Source organism: Mycobacterium sp. (assembly GCF_049673265.1).
Taxonomy (GTDB): Bacteria; Actinomycetota; Actinomycetes; order Mycobacteriales; family Mycobacteriaceae; genus Mycobacterium.
Genome location: NZ_JBATXN010000395.1, coordinates 1 through 6,353, shown reverse-complemented (window position 1 = coordinate 6,353; position 6,353 = coordinate 1). Strand labels below are relative to the sequence as shown.

Sequence of the window (6,353 nt, the reverse complement as noted above, 5' to 3'; positions counted from 1 at the left end):
CAGCAAGCAGGATTTGACCCATCACAGCCGACCGCTTGGTCGGCGGAGGGGCTGCTGCGGTATCTGCCCGCGCGGGCCCAGGATCTACTGTTCGAGCGCATCCTGGCGTTGAGTCCGTCCGGCAGTTGGCTGGCTACCAACGCGCCTGCAGAGAGTGCGCTGGATCCCGAGCGGTTGGCTCGCCAGCGTGAACAGTCGCACCGCCTGCGCGCCGCGGCAGCTCGGATGCTCGCCGCCGAGATGCCGGCGGATGAAGACCTGTGGTACCCCGAGGAACGTACCGACGTGGCCGAGTGGTTGCGTGATCACGGCTGGGACGCCTCGGCGATCACGATGGGCGAGATGCTGGACCGCTATGGACGCCACGTCCCCGCCGACGAGATACTGCCGCCAACCGTTTTCGTATCTGCGCAACGGCGACAATGAGCCCTTGGTGCGCAATGGTTCTCGTTTCGATCCGCTTCGCGACGGGTAGGCAGCCTGTTCAGGACTAGCGGAGGAGATCCCACGTGCAGACTGCGTTAGAGCATGAGCCGCCCGTGCCGCAGCCTCCCGAGCCGGTTACGCCGGCGGAAACGCCGGAGCGGCTGACCCCCGCCGAGGAGCCCGAGCGGGTCAATCCGGCGCCGCAGGAACCGCCGGATTAGCGCTCACCGGTAGCCAACCTGGTATTCGGCTAGCAATCGACTTCGCCATTGAAGACAGGTTTGGGTTATTCGGGGCCTGAAGCGCTGTGCCGAAGGCATATCGGCCGTTATTTGTCGCGTTTGGAATTTCACCGGCGGGGTACGTAAGTCCCACAGAATCGTGTGAATCTACGGAGGTCACGGTGCGATATGGCGGAGCAGTAAGCGCGATTGTGCTGGTCTGGCTGCTGATCGGGGTTCTGGCAGCCTGGCAGCGCGACTACTTCCAGACGGGAGACACCAGCTGCGCGACAGCAGGAACCATTGCCTTGACAGTGATTGCCGGGCCACTGAATTACGCCGGTGTTAATCCAAGAGTGCATTGCAATTTGCCCCAACCCAGTTCGATGCCCGCAGTCGACATCGAGCCCATCGGAATGGAGTCGTAATGATTGCCCTCGGCGTCATTTTGATCATCTTGGGATTGGTTTTGAAAACTGTTCACTGGCTATTCGTGATCGGCGTGATTTTGCTGGTCATCGGCGCAGTGTTCTGGCTATTGGGCAGAGTCGGCCGGCCGGTCGCCGGCAGGCGCTACTGGTACTGATGCGAGTCCGGAGTATTGGACGATGCGTCTGGGTATCCCTGGGTCAGCGGAAAATCTCATTCGAAACATCTGAAAAGGAGTCCTCATGATCATCCTCGGAATCATCTTGCTTGTGATCGGTTATCTAGTGGCAACGCCGATCTCGTCAATCCTGGTCACCGTGGGGTGGATCCTGGTCGTCATCGGGGCGATCCTGTGGATCCTTGGCGCAGTTGGCCGCCCGGTCGCCGGTCGAAGAGTGTGGTTCTGACCCCAAAGCTGCAGCCTGGGCGGCTCACAGCCGACACATAGGTTTCGCACAGCGACACCTCATCACGTTGGGCATACTTTGGACCTGTGAGCCAACCCCAAGCGCCCGTCGAGCGGGTCGTGATGCGCCGCGCGGATGGGAACCCGATCAACGTTTTGGTGGTCGATGACGAAGCCGTCCTCGCCGAGATGGTGTCGATGGCACTGCGTTACGAAGGTTGGAACATCGCCACCGCCGGTGACGGAGCATCGGCGCTGGAATCGGCCCGAACGCAGCGACCCGACGTGGTCGTCCTCGACGTGATGTTGCCCGACATGAGCGGGCTCGATGTCTTAAGGAAACTGCGCGAACAGAATCCACAGCTGCCGGTGCTGCTGTTGACGGCTAAGGATGCCGTGGAGGACCGCATCGCCGGCCTCACCGCCGGCGGCGACGACTACGTCACCAAACCGTTCAGCCTCGAAGAAGTGGTGTTGCGGCTGCGTGCGCTGCTGCGGCGCACCGGGGTGACAACCGAGGACAGCGGTGCGCAGCTTGTGGTCGGGGACCTGGTGCTCAACGAGGACAGCCACGAGGTGACCCGGGCCGGTGAGCCAATCTCGTTGACATCCACCGAGTTTGAGTTGCTGCGGTTCATGATGCGCAACTCCAAGCGGGTTCTGAGCAAAGCGCAGATTTTGGATCGGGTGTGGAGCTACGACTTCGGTGGCCGGTCGAACATCGTTGAGCTGTATATCTCGTATCTGCGCAAGAAAATCGACAACGGGCGCGAGCCCATGATCCACACGCTGCGCGGAGCGGGCTACGTACTCAAGCCGGCCCGCTAGCCATGGGAGGGACCTGGTCGCTGCGGCTACGGCTGTTGATCGGGCAAGTCGTGGTCCTCGCGGTCGTCTGCGTAGGAATCGGTGCGGTCACCGAGTTCGCGTTGTACCGATATCTGGTGGGACAGCTCGACACACAGCTGATCGACGCCTCGCATCGCTCGGTGCGGATTTCGGGTGAGCCGCCCTCGGCGCCGTGGCGGCATCATTTGCGGCCATTCCCAAGACCCGGCCCGGGCCCGGTCTTTCTCGATGCTCCCGGCCAGCCGGTGGGCATGGTCGCGGGCGTGATCGGCAAAGACGGGGCGCTCGACGCCGGCTACCTGACCACCGCAGGCGGTCGGGCCGCGTTGAGCGACGACGCCAAGGCGCAGCTGGCCGCGATCCCGGTCAACGGCACGCCGGTAACCCGAGATCTCAACGGCCTGGGCCGATATCGCGTCATCGCTGCACCCGCGCGACAAGGCGATGACGTGATCATCACCGGCTTGTCACTGTCTGAAGTCGACGGCACGATGATCCGTGTCCTGTTGATCTTCGCGGTGGTGATCGTCGTCGCCGTAGCGGCCGCCACGACGGCGGGCGTCGTGATCATCCGGCGCGCGCTGGCTCCGCTGCGTCGCGTTGTGCTGACCGCCGGCGAGGTCGTCGATTTGCCGCTGGACCGCGGCGAAGTCGCGCTGCCGGTGCGGGTTCTCGAGGCGGACGCCAACCCTCGTACGGAGGTTGGGCAGCTCGGGTCGGCGGTGAACCGGATGCTCGACCACATCGCGACCGCCTTGTCGACGCGCCAAGCCAGCGAGACCCGGGTGCGCCAATTCGTCGCGGACGCGAGTCACGAATTGCGTACCCCGTTGTCCGCGATCCGCGGTTACACCGAGTTGGCACAACGGATGCGCGAAGACAGCGATGCGGTGGCCCATGCGATGAAACGCGTGCAATCCGAAACGGAGCGGATGACCCACCTGGTCGAGGACCTGCTGCTACTCGCCCGCCTGGACTCGGGGCGGCCACTGGAGCGTGAGTCGGTGGATTTGTCCCGGGTTGCCGTGGACGCGGTGAGCGACGCGCACGTCGCCGGACCGGATCATCAGTGGGAGCTCGACTTGCCCGAGGAGCCGGTCACGGTGTGCGGCGATGCCGCCCGGCTGCATCAGGTGGTGACCAACCTGCTGGCCAACGCCCGCGTCCACACCGGCGCGGGAACCATCGTGACCACCCGGTTGGCCTCCGACACGACGCATGCCGTGCTGAGCGTTATCGACAACGGGCCCGGAATCCCCCAGCAGTTGCAGTCGGAGGTGTTCGAGCGGTTCGCCCGCGGCGACACGTCCCGATCCCGGAAGGGCGGCAGCACCGGCCTGGGCCTGGCGATCGTCGCGGCGGTGGTCAAAGCTCACAACGGCACGATCACGTTGGACAGCTCGGCCGGCCGCACCGACTTCACCGTGCGATTGCCTCTTACGGCGGACCTCGAAACATAAGCCCGCGCAACAAGATTAAAACAACGACGGCGACGCCGTGGGAGCGTCGCCGTCGTCTCGTACGGTTACTTCAGGACCCTAGGGGCAGGTGACGTCAATCTCGAAGGGCTTGTTCACCGGCTGCATCGGGTTGGACATGTCCACCCCGGTGGCCGTCCCGGAGATCTTGTACTTGCTGCCGTCCTTGGTCGCGCTGGCGTTGCCTTGACCGGTGCCCGGGGTGTAACCCAGCGTGACCCCGTTGACGTTGCCGAGTCCGACCGACTTCACCGAGGGCGGGTTGGCGTCCGTGAGCACGGCGCCAATGCCGGTGGACGCCCCACCGATGGCGATATTGACGTTGCCGGCCGCCGTGGTGCAGGCGACGGTGCCTTGGATGTTCTGGTCTTTGCCGTCGATAGTGACTTTCGCTGTGGATGAGCCGCTGGAGCCGGCTGGCGCCGCGGTGCTCTGGCTGGACGACGACCCCGCGCTGCTCGTCGATGACTTGTTGCTCGAACATCCGGACAGGCCTACGACGACGATCGCCGTCGCTGCTGCAGCGACCGTAACTGAACGCTTCACTCGTGCTCCTTTGCCGTTGTAGCGGTCCACAGGAACTTCACAGACCGTTTGGGCAGTATGCAGCTTTGCCGAACGATGGGTCTCTGAATTCGCCAAAATTTCGTTTTCGGGCCCGCACGACTGCCTCAGTATGAACAGACGTTTGCTGGCGCCTCGCTGATCGGTGTTCTGGTCCTGCGCGGAGCAATTGATGGCAGTGTCGGGCCGGTGGACGACAAGCACGGTTTACCGCTGGACGACACCCGAGACTTTGCCGACGCCGACCGGGGATTCATTGCCGCATTGACGCCCTGCGTCGTCAAAGCCGCCGACGGCCGGGTGGTGTGGGACAACGACGCGTATTCGTTCATCACCGGCGACGCACCGCCAACAGTGCATACCAGTCTTTGGCGGCAGTGCATGTTGACGGCCAAGCAAGGCCTCTACGAGGTGGTGCCGGGCATCTATCAGGTCCGCGGCTTGGATATCTCCAACATCAGCTTCGTCGAGGGCGACGACGGTCTGATCGTGATCGACCCGCTGGTCTCCACGGAGGTGGCGGCCGCGGCGCTGCAGCTGTACCGCGCGCACCGGGGTGATCGGCCCGTCGTTGCGGTGATCTACACGCACAGCCACGTGGATCATTTCGGCGGCGTGTTGGGTGTTACGTCGCAAGCCGACGTCGACGCCGGGACAGTGCAAGTGCTGGCGCCGGAAGGATTCACCGAGCACGTGGTGCAGGAGAACGTCTACGCCGGCGTCGCGATGGCCCGCCGTGCGACCTATATGTACGGCAGCCAGCTGGCCCGCGGTCCGCAGGGACACGTCGGCTGCGGCCTGGGTCAGGCGCCGTCTCTCGGTGAGATAGCCCTGATTGTGCCCACCGTCGACATCCGCACCACCGGTGAAACCCGCACGATCGACGGGGTCGAGATCGAATTCCAGATGGCACCGGGCACCGAGGCTCCGGCCGAAATGCACTTCTATTTCCCGCGATTCCGCGCACTGTGTATGGCCGAGAATGCAACCCATAACCTGCACAACCTGTTGACGCTTCGCGGCGCACTTGTTCGCGACCCGCACGCCTGGTCGGGTTACCTCACCGAGGCGATCGACAAGTTCGCCGGCCGCACCGACGTCGTGTTTGCGTCGCACCACTGGCCGACCTGGGGACACGAGCGCGTAGTCGAGTTTCTGGCGCTGCAGCGCGACTTGTACGCCTATTTGCATGACCAGACGCTGCGGCTGCTCAACCAAGGTCACACCGGCGCCGAAATCGCCGAAATGCTCACCCTGCCACCGGCGTTGGAGAAGGCGTGGCACACCCACGGCTATTACGGCTCGGTCAGCCACAATGTCAAAGCGGTCTACCAGCGCTACATGGGCTGGTTCGACGGCAACCCGGCGCGGCTGTGGCCGCACCCGCCCGAAGCACTGGCCACCCGGTATGTCGATGCGATGGGCGGGATCGACCGCGTCGTCGAACTTGCTCAGCAGGCCTTCGATTCTGGTGACGTTCGTTGGGCTGCAACACTTCTCGATCACGCGGTGTTTACCGACAGCACGCATGCGAGCGCCCGCACCCTGCTTGCGGAGACGTTTGATCAGTTGGCCTACGGTGCCGAGAACGCAACCTGGCGCAACTTCTTCCTGTCGGGCGCTATGGAATTGCGCGACGGCAACTTCGGCACCGCCGCCCAAACCACTTCGCTGACATTGATGTCTGCGTTAACGCCGGCGCAGATCTTCGACGGCCTGGCTATCAGCGTCAACGGCCCCCGCGCTTGGGATTTGGATCTTGCCGCCGACGTCACATTGACCGATGTGGGCACCAACTATCGTCTCGCGCTGCGCAACGGCGTGCTGGTAAGCCGCGAAACGCCCGCCGATGCCGCCACCGCGGACGTGACTGTCAAGCTGGACAACGCGCTGCGCCTCCTCACCGTGGCAACGGGTTTGGCCACGGGGGGAGCCAGTTCGCCGGGCCTGGAGATCTCCGGCGACCGGGCGGCCCTGCAG

9 protein-coding genes are annotated in these 6,353 nt (G+C 64.0%); 8 read left to right on the top strand and 1 reads right to left on the bottom strand.

The annotated features are described in order from the left end of the window. The 7 genes from WBF82_RS13670 to WBF82_RS13640 all read left to right on the top strand — a co-directional run. Positions 1-426, top strand: a 426-nt coding sequence (locus WBF82_RS13670) for a class I SAM-dependent methyltransferase (protein ID WP_424383544.1), incomplete at its 5' end; no start/stop codon positions are given. Positions 427-509: 83 nt separating this feature from the next. Beyond that, positions 510-647: a hypothetical protein gene (locus tag WBF82_RS13665; protein WP_424383543.1), complete on the top strand. Its 138-nt coding sequence runs from the start codon at positions 510-512 to the stop codon at positions 645-647. A gap of 182 nt (positions 648-829) precedes the next feature. Then, positions 830-1,075 (top strand): hypothetical protein, encoded by a 246-nt coding sequence (locus WBF82_RS13660; RefSeq protein WP_424383542.1) that lies wholly within the window; start codon positions 830-832, stop codon positions 1,073-1,075. Then, positions 1,075-1,233, top strand: coding sequence for a DUF6131 family protein (locus WBF82_RS13655; RefSeq protein WP_424383541.1), 159 nt, complete (start codon positions 1,075-1,077; stop codon positions 1,231-1,233). The genes WBF82_RS13660 and WBF82_RS13655 overlap by 1 nt, the downstream gene beginning before the upstream one ends. Before the next feature lie 85 nt (positions 1,234-1,318). Beyond that, a complete protein-coding gene (locus WBF82_RS13650; protein WP_424383540.1) occupies positions 1,319-1,483 on the top strand; it encodes a DUF6131 family protein in 165 nt (54 codons plus the stop codon). Between the two features lie 122 nt (positions 1,484-1,605). Further along, positions 1,606-2,310, top strand: a complete 705-nt coding sequence (locus WBF82_RS13645) for a response regulator transcription factor (RefSeq protein WP_424383545.1) — start codon at positions 1,606-1,608, stop codon at positions 2,308-2,310. 2 nt (positions 2,311-2,312) lie between these two features. After that, entirely contained in the window at positions 2,313-3,791 is a 1,479-nt protein-coding gene (locus WBF82_RS13640) for a sensor histidine kinase (RefSeq protein ID WP_424383539.1), read from the top strand. 78 nt (positions 3,792-3,869) lie between these two features. Here WBF82_RS13640 and WBF82_RS13635 read toward each other — a convergent pair whose 3' ends face one another. Next, positions 3,870-4,355, bottom strand: coding sequence for a lipoprotein LpqH (locus WBF82_RS13635; RefSeq protein ID WP_424383538.1), 486 nt, complete (start codon positions 4,353-4,355; stop codon positions 3,870-3,872). A gap of 207 nt (positions 4,356-4,562) precedes the next feature. Between WBF82_RS13635 and WBF82_RS13630 the strand changes: the two genes are divergently transcribed. Beyond that, a partial coding sequence (locus tag WBF82_RS13630) for an alkyl/aryl-sulfatase (RefSeq protein ID WP_424383537.1) occupies positions 4,563-6,353 on the top strand: 1,791 nt, incomplete at its 3' end.